Origin of the sequence: Mesorhizobium sp. M8A.F.Ca.ET.021.01.1.1 (assembly GCF_003998025.1) — a bacterium.
GTDB lineage: Bacteria > Pseudomonadota > Alphaproteobacteria > Rhizobiales > Rhizobiaceae > Mesorhizobium.
This window is the reverse complement of the sequence record NZ_RZSJ01001132.1, coordinates 1-384: the sequence shown is the minus strand read 5'-3', so window position 1 is coordinate 384 and position 384 is coordinate 1. Positions and strand designations below refer to the sequence as shown.

The window sequence follows — 384 nt, the reverse complement described above, 5'->3', positions numbered from 1 at the left end:
CCCCGTATAGAGACGGGGAGAGGGGGGCTTGTCGCCGGCATTGCGGCCAGCTTCTCTCTCCCCGTTTACGGGGAGAGATGTCCGGCAGGACAGTGAGGGGCAGCGCCGACGGATGGTCCGTTGGCAAACCTCAGCCTTACTCCCCCGGCCCCTTGCAGGCCACGATCTGCTCCTTGGTGTAGGTCGTCCAGTCCGGGATCGAGATCGAGACCGGCCATTCGGGGCTCAGCGACGGATCGGCGGCGGCCTTCAGCTTGGCCTTGCCTTCGTCGGTGGCGTTCTCCCAGAGCTGCGGGTCGACCAGCACGGTCTGCTGGGCCGGCTTCTTGCCGTCGAGGATCTGCAGCGCCAATGTAACGCCCGCGCCGCCGATCGAGCCGGGGT

The 384-nt window shown here is 67.2% G+C and carries 1 pseudogene; it reads right to left on the bottom strand.

The window, feature by feature from the left end:
• Window positions 1–136: 136 nt before the first annotated feature.
• Window positions 137–384 (bottom strand): annotated as a pseudogene (locus tag EOA36_RS36960) (sugar ABC transporter substrate-binding protein); the annotation flags it as partial.